The 19,689-nt window shown below is 62.9% G+C and carries 17 protein-coding genes and 1 riboswitch; of the genes, 2 read left to right on the top strand and 15 right to left on the bottom strand.

Annotated features, from left to right (window positions below; translation table 11 throughout):
* The 5 genes from SM763_RS15300 to SM763_RS15280 all read right to left on the bottom strand — a co-directional run bounded on the left by SM763_RS15300 (position 1) and on the right by SM763_RS15280 (position 6,638).
* Positions 1-630, bottom strand: a complete 630-nt coding sequence (locus tag SM763_RS15300; protein WP_368999058.1) for a precorrin-8X methylmutase — start codon at positions 628-630, stop codon at positions 1-3.
* Between the two features lies 1 nt (position 631).
* The gene (gene cobG, locus SM763_RS15295; RefSeq protein WP_368999057.1) at positions 632-1,792 is read right to left on the bottom strand and encodes a precorrin-3B synthase; all 1,161 of its coding nucleotides are present in this window, start codon (positions 1,790-1,792) and stop codon (positions 632-634) included.
* Positions 1,789-5,034 (bottom strand): cobaltochelatase subunit CobN, encoded by a 3,246-nt coding sequence (gene cobN / locus SM763_RS15290; protein ID WP_368999056.1) that lies wholly within the window; start codon positions 5,032-5,034, stop codon positions 1,789-1,791. The genes cobG and cobN overlap by 4 nt, the downstream gene beginning before the upstream one ends.
* A 143-nt stretch (positions 5,035-5,177) precedes the next feature.
* On the bottom strand, positions 5,178-6,212 hold the full coding sequence (gene cobW / locus SM763_RS15285; protein ID WP_368999055.1) for a cobalamin biosynthesis protein CobW: 1,035 nt from the start codon (positions 6,210-6,212) through the stop codon (positions 5,178-5,180).
* 3 nt (positions 6,213-6,215) lie between these two features.
* A complete protein-coding gene (locus tag SM763_RS15280) occupies positions 6,216-6,638 on the bottom strand; it encodes a DUF1636 family protein (protein ID WP_368999054.1) in 423 nt (140 codons plus the stop codon).
* Positions 6,639-6,741: 103 nt separating this feature from the next.
* A riboswitch (cobalamin riboswitch) is annotated at positions 6,742-6,957 on the bottom strand.
* Between the two features lie 52 nt (positions 6,958-7,009).
* Between SM763_RS15280 and cobO the strand changes: the two genes are divergently transcribed.
* On the top strand, positions 7,010-7,645 hold the full coding sequence (gene cobO / locus SM763_RS15275) for a cob(I)yrinic acid a,c-diamide adenosyltransferase (RefSeq protein WP_274829575.1): 636 nt from the start codon (positions 7,010-7,012) through the stop codon (positions 7,643-7,645).
* 73 nt (positions 7,646-7,718) lie between these two features.
* Here cobO and glpD read toward each other — a convergent pair whose 3' ends face one another.
* From glpD to metG, 10 genes are all read right to left on the bottom strand, one after another.
* Entirely contained in the window at positions 7,719-9,287 is a 1,569-nt protein-coding gene (gene glpD / locus SM763_RS15270; protein WP_274839952.1) for a glycerol-3-phosphate dehydrogenase, read from the bottom strand.
* Positions 9,280-10,077, bottom strand: coding sequence for a DeoR/GlpR family DNA-binding transcription regulator (locus SM763_RS15265; RefSeq protein ID WP_368999053.1), 798 nt, complete (start codon positions 10,075-10,077; stop codon positions 9,280-9,282). Before SM763_RS15265 ends, glpD begins: the two co-directional genes overlap by 8 nt.
* Before the next feature lie 172 nt (positions 10,078-10,249).
* Positions 10,250-11,329 carry a DUF1513 domain-containing protein gene (locus tag SM763_RS15260; RefSeq protein WP_368999052.1) on the bottom strand — a complete coding sequence of 360 codons (1,080 nt, stop codon included), beginning with the start codon at positions 11,327-11,329 and terminating at the stop codon, positions 10,250-10,252.
* 18 nt (positions 11,330-11,347) lie between these two features.
* Positions 11,348-12,382 (bottom strand): imelysin family protein, encoded by a 1,035-nt coding sequence (locus SM763_RS15255; protein ID WP_368999051.1) that lies wholly within the window; start codon positions 12,380-12,382, stop codon positions 11,348-11,350.
* On the bottom strand, positions 12,379-13,941 hold the full coding sequence (locus tag SM763_RS15250; RefSeq protein ID WP_368999050.1) for a di-heme oxidoreductase family protein: 1,563 nt from the start codon (positions 13,939-13,941) through the stop codon (positions 12,379-12,381). Before SM763_RS15250 ends, SM763_RS15255 begins: the two co-directional genes overlap by 4 nt.
* A complete protein-coding gene (gene bfr, locus SM763_RS15245) occupies positions 13,898-14,386 on the bottom strand; it encodes a bacterioferritin (protein WP_065271139.1) in 489 nt (162 codons plus the stop codon). Before bfr ends, SM763_RS15250 begins: the two co-directional genes overlap by 44 nt.
* A complete protein-coding gene (locus SM763_RS15240) occupies positions 14,334-14,627 on the bottom strand; it encodes a (2Fe-2S)-binding protein (protein WP_082996010.1) in 294 nt (97 codons plus the stop codon). The genes bfr and SM763_RS15240 overlap by 53 nt, the downstream gene beginning before the upstream one ends.
* 203 nt (positions 14,628-14,830) lie before the next feature.
* Positions 14,831-16,111, bottom strand: coding sequence for an imelysin family protein (locus tag SM763_RS15235; RefSeq protein WP_368999049.1), 1,281 nt, complete (start codon positions 16,109-16,111; stop codon positions 14,831-14,833).
* A 76-nt stretch (positions 16,112-16,187) separates the two neighbouring features.
* Positions 16,188-16,358: a hemin uptake protein HemP gene (gene hemP / locus SM763_RS15230; RefSeq protein WP_065271136.1), complete on the bottom strand. Its 171-nt coding sequence runs from the start codon at positions 16,356-16,358 to the stop codon at positions 16,188-16,190.
* Positions 16,359-16,881: 523 nt separating this feature from the next.
* Positions 16,882-18,651, bottom strand: a complete 1,770-nt coding sequence (gene metG / locus SM763_RS15225; protein ID WP_368999048.1) for a methionine--tRNA ligase — start codon at positions 18,649-18,651, stop codon at positions 16,882-16,884.
* A 255-nt stretch (positions 18,652-18,906) separates the two neighbouring features.
* On the opposite strand from metG, the gene SM763_RS15220 reads away from it, so the two are divergent.
* Positions 18,907-19,665 (top strand): OB-fold-containig protein, encoded by a 759-nt coding sequence (locus tag SM763_RS15220; RefSeq protein WP_368999047.1) that lies wholly within the window; start codon positions 18,907-18,909, stop codon positions 19,663-19,665.
* Positions 19,666-19,689 lie beyond the last annotated feature (24 nt).

Below are 19,689 nucleotides of genomic sequence, written 5' to 3'. Positions count from 1 at the left end.
TTATTCTTTCCAGCTGGCCAGCGCGTTGACGGCTGCCACGGTGATGGCCGATCCGCCAAGGCGGCCCTTCACGATCATCGAGGGCACGGGAAGGTCCTGCATCAGCGCCTCCTTGGATTCCATGGCGCCCACAAAACCCACCGGGCAGCCGATTATGGCAGCCGGGCGCGGGCAGGCGGGATCCTTCAGCATGTTGAGAAGATGAAACAGCGCGGTCGGGGCATTGCCGATGGCGACCACGGCACCGTCGAGTTTTGGGCGCCACAGCTCCAGCGCGGCAGCAGAGCGGGTGTTGCCCATCTGCTTGGCCATATCGGGCACCTTCGGATCGCGCAGGGTGCAGATCACTTCGTTGTTCGCGGGAAGGCGCGGGCGGGTGATGCCTTCGCTGACCATATATGCATCACAAAGGATCGGCGCCCCCGCCGCCAGCGCCGCGCGGGCGGTTTCGGCCATGCCGGGGGAAAAGCGGATATGCTCCTCGAGCCCCACCATTCCGGCGGCATGGATCATGCGTACGGCGACGCTTTCCTCATCGCGGGTGAAGCGGCCCAGATCGGCCTCGGCCCGGATGGTGGCAAAGCTTTCGGCGTAGATCCTGGCGCCATCGGTTTCATAGGTGTGGAGCATGTCAGCTGCCCTCTGTCAGAAGTTCGGGAGCGGCGCGCAGGGCGCGGGCGCTCAGGCTGTGTTTAATGGGGTGATCGGCGGCAGAGCCGTTGCGGATCAGGGTGAAGGTGTCATTGGCAGTGGCGGTCAGGGTCAGCGGCGCAGTGCCGGGATGGGCGCAGCCCTTGGCGCAGCCGGAGACATGCAGATGGGCGTCTTCCGGCACATGCGGCGCCAGATCGCGGGCCAGATCGCGGGTCGCTGAAAGCGCCTGCAGGCAGCCGGGGCCCCCGGTGCAGGCGCTCACCCGCAGGCGTGGATCCGCTGCGTCCAGGATCAGGCCGGGCAGGGGAGCGATATTGCTGGCACCTTCGATCAACAGCATCCGCCAGGGCGTGAGGCGCAGGGCGCCGTGATCGGCAAGTGATGTGAGCGTGTCCGCTAACATCTGGCCAAATTCCAGCGCAACCAACTGGCCTGCGCCCGTTTGGCCCGGCCTGGCAGCCGAAGAAGCCACGTTGGCGACCAAGCTATAGCCTGATGGAAGTGGTGTGCCTTTGGCTAGGTGCTGCCTCATCCGCCCGCGCCCATCGGGTGCACCACCTGTGTCAAGGAACCATCGGGCGAGGTTCAGGGCCTCGGGGACGGCGGTTTCCCGTGTCACGGACAGGCCAAGCTCGGCGCCATCGGGGCGCAGGATCAGGCCCGATGCATCGCGCTCGATACGGATGTCAGCAGCAGCGTCCCGCAGAACGGGCGCTGTGCCACAGTCCACGGCAAATCCGAATTTCCCCGGCAATGTCAGATCCGTGGCCGCCGTCAGAGCGGAGGCCAAACGCCGTGCAATCACCGCGCGGTCGTCGCCTTCTGTCCAGAAGGGTGTCAGCAACACATTGTGCCGTGCTTCGGCAGCCTCATCTGTATCGAGAAGCCCAAGATCCCTTAGGTCAGAGAGCAGCGCAGCGTGGCTGTCGTCCTTGACACCGCGCATCTGCAGGTTGGCTCGGGCTGACAGGTCAAGAAGGCCATTGCCATGTCGCCGGGACAGTTCAGCAACGCCGCGGGCCTGTTCGGGGCTGAGCCGTCCCATGGGCGCACGGATGCGCACCACCAGCCCGTCGCCCGACATCATAGGGCGCAGGGCACCGGGGCACCATCCGTAGACTTTTGGGGCCGCGCTCATGGTGCGCCCTCCAGTTCAGCGATGATCGAATTGCGCCGGGTGACCCAGAGTTCGGCCTCAGCCAAGGCGCGGAAGCGGTCGCGCAGGGCGGCAAGCGCGTCGGGGTTTTCCCGCTCCAGGAACTCCACCAGATCGTCCCGGCCAAGGGTGGCTTCGAAATAGAGGTCAAACAGGTGTGGCGGCACTGCCTGCGCCAGATGGGCGAAGGCCGCCATGTGATCGAGCGTTGCAGCAATCTCGGCGCCGCCGCGAAAGCCATGGCGCATCATCGAAGTCGCCCAATCCGGGTTGGCGGCGCGGGCGCGGGTGACGCGGGCGATTTCCTCGCTTAGGGAGCGTGCCTGCGGTGTATCAGGGCGGGTGGCGTCCATATGGTATAGTGCGGGCGCTTTTTGCCCGATACGGGCCATGGCGGCGGCAAAGCCTGCCTCATGCGCAGCGTAATCCGATGCGACCAGAAGATCGGTTTCCGGCAGGTCCTGAAGATGCACAAAACTGTCGGCGCCCTTCAGGCGGTCTTCCAGCGCGGTGCGGGCCTCGGCAATCTCGCCCTTGGCGTCGATGGCATGGGAGGAGGCATTGAGCCAGGCTTCCCCCGCCTCCCTGCGGGCCTCGTCCGAGTAATCGTCCAGATGTGCGCCCATGGAGAGGCCGTATTGACCGGGTTTGGGGCCAAAGACCCGCGGGGCTTTTGTCTGGTAAGGGTTGTCATCGGCTGCTTCTTCGCGGCCCGCAAGGGCGGCGGCAGCGGTCTCGAACATCTGGGCAAGGCCGGGAAAGACATCGCGGAACAGGCCCGAGACGCGCAGGGTTACGTCGATGCGGGGACGGTTCAGCATGGAAAGCGGCAGCACCTCGAAGCCCGAGACCCGTTCGGAGCCTTCGTCCCATTTTGGCGCAAGCCCCGCCAGATGTAGCGCCATGGCGAATTCCTCGCCCGCGGTGCGCATGGTGGCCGATCCCCAGAGATCGATCACCAGCCCCCGTGGCCAGTCGCCGTGGTCCTGAAGATGGCGGCGCAGCAGCTCTTCCGCCAGCTTGACCCCCTGCGCATGCGCCGCCCGCGAGGGCACCGCCCGTGGATCGGTGGTAAAGAGGTTGCGCCCGGTGGGGATCACGTCCGTGCGCCCGCGAAAGGGAGAGCCAGAAGGGCCGGGGGCCACCAACCGCCCGGAAAGCGCATCCATCACCCCGGTGATTTCCTGCGGTCCGCACTGGCCGGTGCCAAAGATGTGCAGGCCCTCGCCGTACTGGCTTTCCTTGATGTCGCAGACAAAGGCATCGATGCGGGTGATCGCCTCGGCAGCGGAGCAGTCGGGGGTAAGGCCCAGATCCGCCTCGACACCGGTGCCTTGGGCCTCGGCGCGGATATCTTCGATCAGACGGTCGCGGCGGGCAGGGTCCAGACCATCGGCGGTGGAATATTCGTCCAGAAGGCTTTCCAGCCGCGCCATGCCATCGGGCAGGCTGGTCTGCGCCAGTGGCGGCGGCAGGTGGCCCACGGTCACACCGGCGATGCGGCGCTTGGCCTGTGCGGCCTCGCCCGGATCGTTGACGATGAAGGGATAAATCACCGGCAAGTGGCTGGTCAGGGCCTCGGGCCAGCAGGTGTCAGACAGGGCGACCGCCTTACCGGGTAGCCATTCCAGCGTGCCATGGGCGCCAATGTGAAGGACTGCATCAACCTGTTGCTGGAGCCAGAGGTAGAAGGCCACATAGGCATGGCGCGGGGTGCGGTCGAGATCGTGATAGTCATCGACGCGGGTCGTAACCTCGCCGCGTTCGGGTTGCAGGGCGATGATCGCCTTGCCTGCGATGAGGGCCTTCAATTGAAAGGCACCATCCTGCAGATCCGGGTCATCTTCGGGGGTACCCCAGGCCGCCTTGAGGTCGGTTTGCAAGGGGTCGGGAAGCGTTTTCAGAGCCGCCTTGTAGTCCGCCAGCGGCAAGGCGATGCGCTCCTCTACGAGGCGGGCACCAAGATCGCCTGTCCCCGTGACGCTGTAGCCCTGATCGGCCAGAGCGCCCAGTAGCTGTTCGCAGGAAGCCAGCGCATCAAGGCCCACCGCATGGGCGATGTTGTAGTCGCGCCCCGGGTAGGTGGAAAGCACCAGCGCGAGACGCTTGTCGCGGTTTTCCAGTTGCGCCAGCCGCAGCCAGCCTTCGATCCGGTCCACGGCGGCGCGCACGCGGCCCGGATCGGCGCGGTGGGCAAAGCGCGAATACTGGAGGTCGGGGTCTTTCTTGGAAGGCGCCTTGAAGCTGACCACGCCCGCCATGATACGGCCATCCACCTCGGGCAGGACCACATGCATGGCAAGGTCAGCGGGCGACAGTCCGCGGGTGGCGTCGGCCCAGTCCTTGCGCCGCGCGGTGGAGAGCGCCACCTGAAACACCGGACAGCCAGTCACGCTGAGCGGCGAGGGGCGCCCGTCTGACCCTTGTGCCGAAAAGGCGGTGGCGTTGATGATGCCGGCGGGAGCCAGTCGGAGGAGTTCCTCGGCGAGCCAATCGGCGGCGGCCGGGGCCTTCAGGCTGGCAGCAAAGATGCCATAGGCGGCGTAGCCACGGGCGCGCAGATCCGCGATCAGCGCATCCACCGGGGCGGTATCGGCCGAGGTCAGGTAGGAGCGATAGAAACTGACCAGAACCAGCGGTTTGCCCTCTTGGGGGGGATCCGTGATGACGCCCTGATCCGGGTCATAAAAGCCGTGGTCCGGCATGGTTTTAAGGCCCGGCACGGGACCTGCGTATAGCCCCGCCGCGAGGGCCATCTGCGCAAGGGCCGCCTGCGCTGCAACCGCGCCGCCTGCATCGCAAAGAGCCTGCAAGCGCCGCAGAGTTGAGACGGGCAGGGTGGAAAGTTCATCAAGCCGTGGATCTTCGCGCCCATCGGCGGGCAGGATTGCTAGCGCAATCCCCTTGCGCCGGGCCAGGTCCTGCAGGGTGGCAAGCCCATAGGACCAGTAGCTTTCGCCGCCAATGAGGCGCACCAGAACACCCTTGGCGCCTTCCAGCGTCTGTTCGGCGTAGGTGTCCACCGAGAGGGGATGTTTCAGCGCCACCAGATTGGCGAGGCGGCAGGAGGGCAGCTTGCCCCCGGCGCGGTGCCAGCCCGCAGCAAAGGCGCCTAGATCGCTGTCGGAAAAGGACAGAACGATCAGCTCCGCCGGATCCTGCCCAACATCAAACGGCGTATCGGTTTCTTCAAGCCCGTGGCTTTCGCGGAAGACGACATGCATGGGTCAGCTCCGGACTGCTGAGCTGAGGGACGCGGCCGACCTCGGGGGGCCGTTGTGCGCCCTCCCGGGGGGGAGGTCGGGCGCGTCCCGGCTTGTCAGCCGGGACAGGTCCCAGTGGAGAGCGCAGCATTCCCGCATGAGTGTCAGGCTCCCAGGTCCGCGTGGATGCCCGCGACGTCGATATCGTCATGTTCGGCAATCACCACCAGCTGGGTCTTGCGCGGCTGGGTGCCCCAGGGTTGGTCGTATTGGGCGCGCAGCCGTTCGCCGACGGCCTGAACCAGCATGCGCATCGGTTTCCCTTCCACCGCGACATAGCCTTTGACGCGCAGAATTTTGCGGTTGCGGGCCATGTTGACGATGCGGTCCTGCAGGTCCTGCGGGTCGGAGACTTCGCCCATTTCAACGACGATGCTTTCAAAATCATCATGCTCGTGATCGTGGTGGCCATCGTGATGGCTGGGGCGGGCCTCCAGATCGTTTTCGGCCGCCGCGCCGATCCCCAGCACCACACGCGGATCGATCACGCCTTCGCTCATCGGCAGGATCGGCAGTTGGCGCGGGGCTTCGGCTTCGATCACGGCGCGGGCCTTGGCAAGGCCTTCTTCCCCGGCAAGGTCCGCTTTGGACAGAAGCACGATATCTGCACAAGAGATCTGGTCCTCGAAGACCTCGGACAGCGGGGTTTCATGATCCAGACTGTCGTCCGCCTCGCGCTGGGCCTGCACGGCGTCAAGATCCGGGGCGAATTGCCCTGCGGCGACGGCCTCGGCGTCGGCAAGGGCAATGACCCCGTCTACGGTGATGCGCGAGCGGATCGCGGGCCAGTCAAAGGCTTTCAGCAGCGGTTTCGGCAGCGCCAGCCCGGAGGTTTCAATCAGGATATGTTCGGGCGTTTCCGGCAGCGCCATCAGGGCCTCGATCGTGGGGATGAAATCGTCCGCCACGGTGCAGCAGATGCAGCCGTTCGCCAGCTCCACGATGTTGTTTTCCGGGCAGTTTTCATCGGCGCAGGATTTCAGGATGTCGCCGTCCACGCCCGCGGTGCCGAATTCATTGACCAGCACGGCCAGACGTTTGCCCTGCGGGTTTTGCATCAGATGGCGGATGAGTGTGGTCTTGCCCGCGCCGAGAAAGCCGGTCACCACGGTGACGGGAATTTTGTTGAGATCGCTCATAGGTTACTCCTCGGATGGGCTGTCACCTGGCTGGGGCGCCGGGGGAATGCGGGCGATGGATTGTTTGCGAAAGACCTGCGGACGCGCGCGCCAGGGCACCAGACCGTCGTCGGTCGCGGCATAGGCAGCCGCACCTTGCAGGATCTCCTCTACGTGTTGATCGGGATCCAGATCGCCGTAGATGTAGCTCCAGCGCTCGGTGCCGCCGCTCAGCACCATGGAACAACCGCGCTTGCAGGCGGACAGGCATTCGACGCCGCGCACCGAGACCCCGTCGGGCAGGTCGGCGGCGCGCAGAGCCTGCAGCAACAGGGTGCCGGGCCGGGTGGCTTCGGGATCAACGCCTTCGCGCTTGCAGGTGGTGCAGATGGTCAGGGTGACCTCTGGGCTGCCTTTGGGGGGCTGTTCAGCCGTATCCTTCGCCATTGGCGGGCGTCTCCTTGCGTCCTGTCAGACAGACGGGGAGAGGCCAGAGGGGAGCCGTATGGATGAATCGGCTCTCATCCGGTCGCGGCACACCCCGTCCGCCCGTAGATTAAGTCTGTTGGCAGGTCTCCCGGCTTGCGGATCTCAAGGCCACCGCATTGCTGCGGGGTCTTTGCGGTTCTCCGGCCTTCCCGGTGTTACCCAGTGGCGTGGAGACCTCTCCGGTCACGGTCGCGGGGGCGGCTGTGCTTGGGCCAGATGGCCGTGTCACATTCCCTCTTCGCCTGCATTCGCAGGAACCAACAAAATCCCCTTGCGCTATTGCGGGCTTCCTTGTCAAGACATGGTGCCAAACTGCAGGAGGGCACTTGGTGACCGAAAAGTCTGATAACGGCATTTCCGAGGAAGAAGCGGCACGGCACGCGTCCAAGATGGCAAAAAAGAAAGCGGCGCGTGACCGCATGATGGCCAATAAGGACGGTGAAAAGGGGCTGATCATCGTCCACACCGGCCCCGGCAAGGGCAAGTCCAGCTCGGGATTCGGCATGATCATGCGCTGCATCGCCCACGGCATGCCATCCGCCGTGGTGCAGTTCATCAAGGGCGCCTGGCAGACCGGCGAACGCACCCTGATCGAGGAGCATTTCGGCGATCTGTGCCAGTTCTACGCGATGGGCGAAGGATTCACCTGGGAGACTCAGGACAAGGCCCGCGATATCGCGGCGGCCCGCGCAGGCTGGGAAAAGGCCAAGGAAATGATACTGGATGAGCGCAACACAATGGTTTTGCTCGATGAAATCAATATCGCGCTGCGCTATGAATATCTGGATCTGGATGAGGTTCTGGAGTTCCTGGTCGAGCAGAAACCGCCGATGACTCATGTGGTTCTGACCGGACGCAACGCCAAGGAAGAGCTGATCGAAATCGCGGATCTGGTGACCGAGATGGGCCAGATAAAGCATCCTTTCCGCGCCGGGATCAAGGCGCAGAAAGGGGTGGAGTTCTAAGACGGCCAGACCATCTGCAGAGGTGTCACCGGGCAGGGAATACCGTGCCCGGTGCGTTTGGATTGCCCCGCCGTTACGCGGCAACCTTGTCCTTGATATAGGTATCGACCGCGGCGCGCTCTTCCTCGGTCAGGCGCAGGCCCAGTTTGGTGCGGCGCCACAGGAAATCATCGCCGCTGCGCACCCATTCGTTGGCAATCGCCCAGTCCAACTCCCGCTCGGTGATGGTGGCGCCAAAAGTGTGCCCCAGCGCCTCGGCGGATTTTGCTTCACCCAGGATCAGCCGCGCTTCGGTGCCATAAGCGCGGATCAGGCGTCGCGCCCAATAAGGCGTCAGGAAGGAATAATCCGCTGCAAGATCCGCCTGCAGCTTGGTCACATCTTTGACCGCGAAATTGCCGCCGGGCAGGGGCACACCTGCTGTCCAGTTGCCGCCGACGCCGGGCAGGGCCTCGGAGATCTTGGCAAGCGCGGCCTCGGCCAGTTTGCGGTAGGTGGTGATCTTGCCGCCAAAGATGTTCAGCAGCGGTGCATTGCCCGTGTCCAGTGACAGCACATATTCCCGCGTCGCCGCCGTCGCCGAGCTGGCGCCATCGTCATACAGCGGGCGCACACCGGAGTAGGTCCACAGAATGTCGTCGCGGTGCAGCGGCTTTTTGAAATACTGCGAGGCAAAATCGATCAGGTAGTCCTGTTCCTCGGGGGTGCAGGTGGGGGCCGTCTCCGGGTCGGGATGGTCGGCGTCGGTGGTGCCGATCAGAGTGAAATCCTCCTCATAGGGGATGGCAAAGATGATCCGCCCGTCGGTGCCCTGAAAGAAATAGCAGCGCCCGTGGTCGAAGAGTTTCGGAACCACGATATGGCTGCCGCGTACCAGACGCACGCCTTCGCGGCTGTTCTGGCCCAGTTTCTGGTTCAATACCTCCGCAACCCAGGGACCCGCCGCATTGACCAGCATCCGCGACCGGCGCGTGAACACTTGCCCCGTCAGACTGTCCTTCAGGTGGATGAGCCAGTGATCCTCGGCGCGTTCAGCCGCCAGAACTTTGGTGCGAGTCATGATTTCGGCGCCGCGCGCCTGCGCGTCGCGGGCGTTGAGCACGACAAGCCGGGCATCCTCGATCCAGCAGTCCGAATATTCAAAGGCGGTCTGGAACTTGTCCTTCAGCGGCGCCCCCGCTTCGTCGCGGCTGAGGTCCAGCTTGCGGGTGCCGGGCAGGATGCCGCGCTTGCCCAGCGTGTCATAGAGAAACAGCCCAAGGCGGATCAGCCAGGCCGGGCGGCGCCCTTTCATCCAGGGCATGATCCGCGTCAGCAGGCGGGAGGTCGGCGTTTCACTGTCGAACCGCATCTCCTTGTGAAAAGGCAGCACAAAGCGCATCGGCCAGGAAATATGGGGCATTGCCTTCAGCAAGACCTCGCGCTCGATCAGCGCTTCGCGCACCAGACGGAATTCGAAATATTCCAGATAGCGCAGACCGCCATGAAACAGTTTGGTCGAGGCAGAGGAGGTGGCCGAGGCCAGATCGTTCATTTCTGCAAGGCTGACCGACAAGCCACGGCCTGCCGCATCGCGGGCAATGCCGCAGCCGTTGATGCCGCCGCCGATGATGAACAGGTCGGTGATCTTTTGATCAGTCATTTTCGTTTCTTTCGTTTTGGCTGGCGGTGTCTCCCGCCACGATGATGCGTGTTCCCGCGGCGCGCGCGGCCTCGGCAAAGGCATCGGGCACCGGCGCATCGGTGATCACTACGTCGAGATCCGCCACATCACAGATCCGCACTGGGGCGGAGCGGTCGAATTTGCTGTGATCGCAGACCAGAACGCGGGTACGTGCGTTTTTCAGAATGGCGCGGGCGACGGAGACCTCGCGACCGTCGTGGTCCATGATGGCGCCATCCGCATCGAGGGCGGAGGCGCCGATAATGGCGAAATCGACCTTGTAGCGGGAAATGAATTCCACCGCGTCTTCGCCGACGATGGCGCCGTCGCTTTGCCGGACCGCGCCGCCAACCAGGATCAGCTCACGCGCTTCACCACCCATCATCATATTGATAATGTTTATGTTGTTGGAAATGACTGTCAGGCCGCGATGGCCGGATAGGGCACGGGCCACTTGCTCGGTCGAAGTGCCGATATTGAGCGTGATCGAGCAGTCTTCGGGGATGAGTTCTGCGGCCTCGGCTGCCATCGCCAGTTTCCCCGCCGCGTTCAGCTTGCGCCGGTCCGCGTAGGCGCGGGTGGCGGCTGAGCTGACGCGTACGGCGCCGCCATGCACGCGCGACAGCGCGCCACGCTGCGACAGATCCCGAAGGTCGGTGCGCACGGTCTGCAGCGACACGCCGAACCGCTGCGCCAGATCCTCGACCTCGACGCGATCCTGAGTGTTCAGCAGCTCTATGATTTCGTCCTGACGAGTCGTGGCATCCATGGGCTTTCCTTTCCAAAACCCATCTAGCGATTCATTTTCGCTTTGTCATCGTTTGCTTTCGGAAAAGTTCGTTTTGCGCGGAGAGCAAAAATCCACTTGTCGCGCAGGCTTCATCTCGCCCGCCCCAGCGATATGCGGGACGGGGGGAGTTGTTTCAGACTTCAGAGGAGTGTCAGATGACAGGGATCAGGTGGTTGTCCCAGCGCAGCTCGACCCGGTTCAGGACCGACAGGCGACCCTTGGCGATCTCGACGATCTCACCGCTGCCCGAACTTGCGATGAACCCATCTGTCGATTGGGACAGGCCGCAGACATCGGGCAGATGATGTTCCGTGGTGAGGGCGCCGCTTGTGGTGTCCATGACCTGCACCACGCCGCCGCGGGGCGAGGTGACAGCCACTTGTCGGCCATCAGTGGAAAAGGCAATGGAGCCGCCGTATCCATTGAGGTTGCGCAGGCGCGGGTCATCGGCGGCCATCAGCCGTGGCGCACCGCCGGGCTTGTGCAGCCCGACGATCGGCGCATCTGCACCCAGATCGCCCTGCCACTGCATGGCAAAGGCAACGGTGCCATCCGTCTGCATCGCGAGATGGCGGATCGAGTTCTTGTGCAGCTGGGCGTCCAGCTCGACCTGTTCGGTCACCTGGCCGTCGAAATCCAGATAGCTGAGGTTGGGTCGCATGGTGGGGATGTTCAGCTTGGCGCGGCCACTGTCAGGATGGGTGTCGATGCCGCCATTTGCGACGACCAGCCCCGTACCATCTGCGCGCAGCATCATATCATGCGGGCCGACCCCGCCAGACGCAAAGCTGCCGATGCGGCGGTAGGGGGCGGTGCCATCCCAGACACCAATGATGCCGCGCCCGGCCTCGAAGTGGTTTTCGGTGGTCAGCAGCAGGCTGCCATCGGGTGTGAAGACGCCGTGTCCGTAAAAGTGATGACCTGCCGGAGGCTCCAGCCGGGCCAGTTGCGCGCCGGTGCGGCAGTCGATCACATCGGCAAAGCGGCCGGGGCGGCGGGCAAAGGCCACCGCAATGGGCCGCGTGGGGTGGGCGGTGGCAGCATGGCCGCGGCCGGGCAGGGGGTGGCTGAACAGGAGGGTGCCAAGGTCCGAAAGACCCGCCAGGAAAAAGCTGCCGTCGGCGGCCTTGCCTGCGGACAGATAGGCGGGCGAGCCCAGATCGGCCCAGCTGGCCGCCGGGGCCATCCCCACCGCCAGAAGCCCGGCCAGAAATCCACGTCTTGAGGGCATGTCTTTGGGTCCTTTCTGTTAATCGCCATCCAGGGCGTTGAAACCGGCCTCGACGCCAAGCGCGGGACCAAGATCCTCACCGATGGTTTCGCGCAGTTTCCGGATGTCCTGCTGCACTGCCTCGATCCGCAGCCGCGTGCCCGGCTCTGCAACGCCTGCAAAGGTCGGATCGTCGAGGCGGCTGGCGTGCTCGACCGCAATGTCAAAGGCTGCATCCAGTTCCGCAGCAAGGTCGGCATCTCCGTCGCTGAGGATACGGGCCAGCGGTGCCAGCGCTTCCAGCGCCAGGATCACGTGGTGCTGGGAGCGCCCCGAACGATAGGCTTCGGCGCGTTTCGGGCGCGGCCTGTCGTAGGTGCCCAGCGGCCGTCCCAGCCGCATATCGATCAGGATCTGCAGGCCGGTATCCAGCGCCTTGAACAGTTCCTGTTTGACCTCGGCCTCGGTGCGGTAGCGATCACCGGGGTGGCGCATCTTGTCGGCATAGCTGTCGCGCCAGTCCGTCCAGATCGCATCGGCTGTGGTGGCGATATCCTCTGCAATGGCGCGGGTCAGCTGGCAGCGGTAGTCGGCGCTGCCCAGCTGCTGCATGTCCTTGTCATAAAGCAGGAATTCCAGCGCATAAAAGCCGCGCGCCGCAATCGATACGCTGGTATAGGCCGCCGCATCCTTGGCAATCGGATCCTCGGCAGTGATCAGCGCCCGCAGCGCCTTTGGCGTTTTGCCCCGGCTGTCCGGCCAGAAGGCGAGCGCAAAGGCGCGGTTATCCCTTTCGGTCGGCCCGAACCGCAGGTGGCTGACCGCGACCCAGGCATCAAAGGCTTCGCCGTAGGCCTGCTGCAACTGGACCGATCCGGGGTCGCAGACCTCAGCGGCTGTCGCGCTCAGTTGCTGCGTCTCCTGCGCCAGTGTTTCGAAGCCCGGCAGAATGTGCTGTTCCAGAGCCTCCTCGACCACACCGGCTTGTGCGGTGGCGGGTGTCAGGGTGAGCGGCAGGGCAAGGCTGAGGGCAAGGGCGGGTGCCAGCAGGCGGGACAGTGAGGGGCGTGTCATAGGCTCTCCAGAAAACGGATAAGATTGGCGCGGTCCTCGGGTGACAGGTAGACCACGGTGTTGCGGGCATCTTGCGCCTCGCCGCCATGCCACAGGATCGCCTCTAGCAGGCTGCGGGCGCGACCATCATGCAGGTAGGTGGCGCGCGGCGATACCTGCTGCGTCAGGCCAATCCCCCAGAGCGGCGCGGTGCGCCATTCCCGCCCGGTGGCGCGGGCTTCGGGGCGGTGATCGGCAAGACCTTCGCCCATGTCGTGCAGCAGCAGGTCGCTGTAAGGCCAGATCAGCTGGAAACTGTGCTCGGGGCGACTTTTCAGGCGATGGGTCACGAATTTGGGCCGGTGGCAGGCGGCGCAGCCGCTGTCGTAGAACAGTTCCTTGCCGCGCAGCACTTGCGCATCGTCCAGGTCGCGGCGGGCGGGTACGGCCAGGTTGCGGGCGTAGAAGGTGACCAGATCCATGTTCGGTTGATCGATCTCGGTGCCGCGGGCGTCATCATTTCCGTGCGGGGCTGCGCGGCATTTTGTTTGGCTCGTGGTGCATTCCCCCCAAGGGGCGGGAAACAGCGGCGTGGAAATGCCGATATCGCCGGAAAAGGCGGCAGCGGATTGTTCGTGCACCGTCGGCATGCCCGCCTTGAGGCCAAAGCGGCCCAGCATGATCTGCTGAAACTCTTCGGACCAGACCAGATTGGCCCGACCGGAAATGCCATCTCCGTCGGCGTCGTCCGGATCGGCAGCAGCAAGGATATCGGCGGTGGGGATCGCCTCAAGCAGGCCAAGGCCAATCATCGGCGGCGCCACGCGGGGGGACAGCATGGCGTTGGTGTGCAGCGGGCCGTAGCCCAGATCCTCGGCGCTGTAGATCGGTCTGCGCAGCGAGGCGGTTTCGCCACCGTTCAGATCGACGGTCTCTTCTTCATATCGGATGCCAAGCCGGTATTCCGGGGAAATGCCTGGGGCCGAGAAATCCTGAAGCTGCTGCCCATAGGTGGGGTCGGGGGCCGTGCCGATATAATCCTTGATTGCCTGAACCTGCTCGGGCACCGGACCGGGAACTGAGACGCGCAGAAACATCGCGGCAGAGCGGTAATCCGGCCCCGCAGGCACATGGCCGCGCCCATCCTTCAGATGGCAGCGCTGGCAGGAGCGGGCGTTGTAAAGGGGGCCAAGCCCGTCAGAGGCGCGGGTGGAGGAGGGCGAGAACACCCAGATTTTCTTGAACAGCCCATTGCCCAGTTTGAATTCCAGCTCCTGCTCGAAAGACAGGTTGGCGGAGTGTTGGGAAAAGGCCTCATCGTCGCTGCGGGCGCGTGTTGTCGTCGCGCCAGCAGGATGGGTTTCATAGGCTTCGGGAGCCGAAAAATCCGTGGCAGGGGCCGTCACGGCGCGGATGCGCTGGCTGTCCTCGGTGGTGCGGGGGGTCACATCCAGATGCGGATCGCCAAGGGGCAGGCTGGTTAGATCCAGCGCCTGTCCCGTGCTGGCTGCGACAAGCGCCGCAGCCAATAGAAGGTTACTCTTCAGCCTCTTCCATCTTGGTGGCGTTGAGTTGTGCATAGTTTTCGGCACCGATCCGCTCGTGCAGGTCCAGCTGTGTCTCAAGAAAGTCGATATGGCCCTCTTCATCGGCCATCAAGGCTTCGAACAGCTTCATGGTTACGTAATCGCCTGCGGTGTCGCAGGCTTCGCGGGCTTCCTTGTAGAGCGCGCGGGCGCTGATTTCGGCCGCAAGATCGCATTCCAGCGTTTCCTTGGGGTTCTGGCCAATGCGAAGGGGGTCCAGTTTCTGCAGGTTGGGATGGCCGCCAAGGAACAGGATCCGTTCGATCAACTTGTCCGCGTGCTGCATCTCTTCGATGCTTTCCTCGCGGCTTTTCTTGGCCATGCTGCCCAGCCCCCAGTCTTCCTGCATGCGGAAGTGAAGCCAGTACTGGCTGACAGCGGTCAGTTCATGGCGCAAGGCCTTGTTGAGGTAGTCGATGACGATTGGGTCGCCCTTCATGGCTGTTCTCCTGTCCGAGTGGCTTGCGTAGGTTCTGCAACTGCGCAGGTACACTTACCTTAGCATTGCCGCGCATCGTGTCGAGGAAGAGCGGCATGCATCCGCCACAATCAGCGGCTTTGCCGAGCGCATGGTAGATTTTGCCGGGGGTGATGATCGTCCGGGGATCTGCGGCGCGCATCCAGTCGATGGCGGCGTGAATGTCGTGATCGGTGATCTGTGTGCAGTGGCAGACGATCATGGCCTGGCTCCCTTAGAGGTGGCAAAGGGGATCTCGATTCCTGACATCAGGTATCTGACAAAAATAGTCAGACGGCAAGGGGTAATGCTGACTATTTTTATCGGAGATTATCCATGGCACAGTGTCGCTGGTCCAATGGGGGCAGGTCACGGGCGGCGTATCTGGCTGCGGTTGTCGGCTGGGCCGCCCGGTGATTTTTTGAGTTATTGGAAGACGGCGCCGGGGTTGTCGAGCGAGTCGGAGCCTTCGAATTCGACGTCGGTCAGTTGCAGCGTCGCAACCGCGCGTTCGATCGAACGGGTCTGGTCGATCAGACCGTTCACACCGCCCATCACCAGCGCTTCGCCTGCGGCATTGCCCTGTTCCAGCATCTGGTCATAGGAGAAACCGGCCTCGGCTGCGGTCTTGATCCGGCCAAGCGCCTGCATGGTGTCGGCCAGCTTGCCGCGCAGTTCCGCGTCCAGATCGGCATCGGCTGAGGCAACAAGATCAGACAGTGAGGCGCCGGAGACGAGCTCACCGTTCACCCGCACGTATTCGCCCAGATAGACGTTCTGAATGCCAAGCCCATCGTAATAGTGGCTGTTGTGGGTGTTGTCGGAAAAGCAGTCGTGCTCTTCCTCGGGGTCGTTCAGCATCAGGCCAAGGCGCATCCGCTCACCGGCCTGTTCACCGTAGGAGAGCGATCCCATGCCGGTCAGCATTGCGACGATGCCTGCGCCTTCATCGGCCATCAATTCGGCGCGGGCGGCGCCACCCTCGGCCCATTGTGCGGCCATCCAGTCCAGATCGGAGATCAACAGTTCAGTTGCGGCCTGCAGGTAGGCGCCGCGCCGGTCACAGTTGCCGCCGGTGCAGGTCTCGCCCTTGGCGTAATCGGTCCATGGGCGGTTGCCCGCGCCATGATCGGTGCCATTCAGATCCTGCCCCCAAAGCAGGAATTCGATGGCGTGATAGCCGGTTGCCACGTTGGCCTCGACGCCGTCTGCCTCGTGCAGGGTGTCTTCCAGTAGTGCCGGGGTGATGTCGCTGGTGTCGATGGTCTGGCCTGACAGCTCAAATGCGGGATTCGCGATCACGTTCAGCGCGGCCAGTGCGTTCTCATCTGACGGGCCGCCATAGGAGGCATCCACGTAGTCGATCAGCCCTTCATCTAGCGGCCAGGCGTTCACCTTGCCTTCCCAGTCGTCGACGATGGCATTGCCGAACCGGAAGGCTTCGGATTGCTGGTAAGGCACGCGTGCGGCCAGCCAGGCGGTGCGGGCGGCTTGTAGAGCTTCGGCCGAGGGCTCTGCCACCAGCGCATCAACAGCCGCCTTCAGGCGCTGGGCGGTGGTCAGGCTGTCCTGATAGGTCGCCTGGGCGATATTGGCATAGGTGGTCAGAACGGCGCCTTTTTCGGGGGCCGGTGGTGCGGCCATTGCGGCAGAGCCGCCCATGGCGAGGGCTGTGAGAGCGGTTCCGGTGAGAAACAGCGATTTCATCGAGGGTATCCTTGCTTGGTTGGATCGGAAGATGGAGGGGCGCAGGTCGTGCATAGGCTGTGGCGAGCCTCTGAGGTTATTTTGTGAGGATCAGCTTCCCGGCGCGGGTGATGCGCAGGCTGTAGATCTGGCCGTTCAGCAGAATGCGTGCCTGAATTCCGCCGCGCGTCAGGTCTTCGGCGTGATATGTGGGGAATGCTTCAGTCGTGGCGGTGGTGGCCACGGGTTCAGATGTAATCTGGTTCATGATGAGTGCCCATTTCTGAAATCCGCCCTGTCAAATTCGGCCCGGTCCAGCAGCCATTCCAGGCAGAACCCCGAAAGGCTGCCGGAGCGCGCAAATACTTCGAGCCAGATCTGGGACAGGCTGTCCTGGTCGTCAGGTTCGGATGCGGTGGGCGCGGGGCCAGGAGCGATGTTCGACATGATGACGCAATGTGGTTGTCTCGGTTCGTTCGGGCTGGCCTGACAGATCAGGTTGGCTGGATTGCGTTATACCTGATTTATTTACTCACCTTTGTCAATCCGACTTTTTTACTCGGAAATTTGTGCCGGGCGGCTCGCCTTGGTGTGGATTGTTTCCAAAATCTAGGGGAAACTGCGGTTTTTTTGCGTTCTGTTTCTGCAAAACGTCCGCCAAGGCTGGAACATGGCGCCGCGCGAGCAGAGGCCTGATGCAAGGGGGGGGGCGAGTCGCTGAGGCGAGAGCGGATGCAAAAAAGGCCGCCCAATGGGCGGCCTCTGATGAAATTTGATAGATTGGACGCTGCTTAGTCGCGGGTGCCCGAGAACCGTTCCTGCCAGTCCTCGCGTTGCTCGTCTGCAATCTTCGCAAACAGAACATCCGGCACGGTGAAGCCATGCCCGGCGGGCAGGGCCGAAAGGGCGGCTGCCACATCGCTGGGCCAGCTGTCGTCGCTGGTGTTCAGCGCTTCCATCAGCTTGGCGCTGGCCTGCGGGATGAAGGGTGCGCTGAGCACGGCATAGAAGCGGATCAGGTTGAGGCCCAGACGTACCTGCGCCGCGGCGCGCTCAGGGTCTTCCTTGAACACGGACCAGGGCGCGGCCGATTGCAGGTATTCATTGCCTGCAACCCAGATCGCGCGCAAATCCTGCGATGCGCGGCGTATGAACATTCCGTCCATTGCCGTCTGATAACTTGCAAGGCCTTCTTGGAGTGTTTCGAATAACTCCAGTTCTTGTTCGCCGTATGTGCCGCCTGTGGGGACTTCTTGGCCGAATTTGGAGCGGCAGAACTTGGTGATGCGGCTGACGAAATTGCCCAGAACGTCGGCGAGGTCCTTGTTCACCGATTGCTGGAAGTTCTCCCAGGTGAATTCGGAATCGCTGCTTTCCGGTGCGTGGCTCAGCAGCCACCAGCGCCAGTAGTCGGCGGGCAGGATCTCAAGCGCCTGGTCCATGAAGACGCCGCGCCCCTGGCTGGTAGAGAACTGACCGCCGTCATAGTTGAGGTAGTTGAAAGACTTAATGTAATCGACGGTTTTCCATTGCTCGGAATTTTCAGTCTTTTTGTTGTGCGAGTTGGTGCCAAGTATTGTTGCGGGGAAAGACAGGGTATGGAAGGGCACGTTGTCCTTGCCCATGAACTGGACGTATTTCACATCCTCGGCGCCCTTGTCGGTACGCCACCAGCGCTCCCATTCGGCATCCGCTTTGCCGTTGGCATCGGCCCATTCCTTGGCGCAGGCGATATATTCGATGGGGGCGTCGAACCAGACGTAGAAGACCTTACCTTCCATGCCGGGCCAGTCTTCGTCGCCCTTCTTGACCGGAATGCCCCAGTCGAGATCGCGGGTGATGCCGCGGTCCTGCAAGCCATCACCATCGTCCAGCCACTTAAGTGCGATGGAGGTAGTTAGGGTTGGCCAAGCTTTGCCGAAGTTATTGGCAGGGGTAGTTTTTTCTATGATCCAGTTTCGTAACTCGCCCTTCATCGCGGACTGGCACAGGTACAGGTGCTTGGTCTCGCGTACTTCCAGATCGGTGGAGCCGGAGATGGCCGAGCGTGGATTGATCAGATCGGTGGGATCCAGCTGTTTGGTGCATTCCTCGCATTGGTCACCGCGCGCCTTCTCGAACCCGCAGTTGGGGCAGGTGCCCTCGATATAGCGGTCGGGCAGGAAACGGCCATCGGCGTTGGAATAGACCTGTTTCTCCACCACTTCACGGATCAGCCCGGCCTCGGCCAGCTTGCCCGCGAAATGCTGGGTCAGCGCGTGGTTCTGCGGGCTGGAAGAGCGCCCGAAGTGATCGAAGCTGAGGCAGAACCCCTTGGCGATTTCGGCCTGAACCTCGTGCATCTCGGCGCAGTATTCCGCGACCGGCTTGCCTGCCTTGGCGGCGGCCAGCTCGGCCGGGGTGCCGTGTTCGTCGGTGGCGCAGAGGAACATCACCTCGTTGCCGCGGCCACGCTGATAGCGCGCGTAAAGGTCGGCAGGCAGCTGGCTGCCCACGAGGTTGCCCAGATGTTTGATCCCATTGATGTAAGGGATCGCCGAGGTAATCAGAATGCGTTCCATACCATCCATCCACATGTCGCTTTGCCTGACCCTCTATCGCATGGCGCGGGCGGCGGAAACCCCGCCTGTGCCATTCGCGCGAAATCCAACAGAAGTCGAAACATGTTCAAGGTTTTTCTTGAGTATCAAACGGTCCCCGGCCATCGTACCCTCAGGTTGTACAGGGTGCGGGATTGAAACGGTCAATAACCCTTCCCATATTCATTGTATACTACTGCATACTTTGTGATCCTGAGTTGTGAGGTCCGTTTCTACATGCTGCAATTTCTGCTCGACGGAGCCTTTGCCCCGTTCACATTGGCGCTTGCTCTGCTGACCGGCCTGATGGTGCTGGAATTGGTGGCCTTGCTCTTGGGCGGGAGCCTGATCGGCGCTGACAGTGATGCAGATCTGGATATCGATGCGGGCGATGGCGGCGACTTCGATCTTGATCTGGATGGTGCGGAACTGGGCGGGGTTGAGGGCATTGATGCTGCGGATCTGGACCTGCCAGATGCCGAACTGGATCTGGAACTGGCACCTGATGCACCTGCAGATGCAGGTGTTTCGCCCCCTACAGGCCTGGCATCCTGGCTGGGGCTGGGCCGCATGCCGACGGTGATCTGGCTTGGGGCTATTTTGCTCGGCTTTGGCCTTTCGGGTATGGGCTTGCAGGTGGCGCTGTCCTCGCTCTTTGGGCTGCTTGCCCCGGCTTGGGGCGCAGCCATTCCAGCAGGCGCCTTTGCCTTTTGGTTCGCACGGGTTTTTGGGGCTGCGTTTGCCCGCGTCTTGCCGCAGACCGAAACCGAGGCACTGTCCGAGCGCAATCTGGGCCGCCGCCGCGGTATTGTCACCCAAGGCACCGCCGCCAGGGGGCGCCCGGCTGAGGTGCGAGTCATGGATGGCTATGGCAATGCCCACTACTTGCGCGCCGAACCTCTGAAAGATGGCGATACCATCGCTCAGGGCACCGAGGTTCTGGTGATCCGGGATCGGCGCAGGGGGAGTTACGTGCTTGTTGCCGTCTCCGAATAAGCTTGACGATAAAATTCTAACTTT

This window comes from Pseudophaeobacter sp. C1-32P7, assembly GCF_041008775.1.
Lineage (GTDB): Bacteria > Pseudomonadota > Alphaproteobacteria > Rhodobacterales > Rhodobacteraceae > Phycobacter > Phycobacter gallaeciensis_A.
This window is presented reverse-complemented; position numbering and strand designations above follow the sequence as displayed.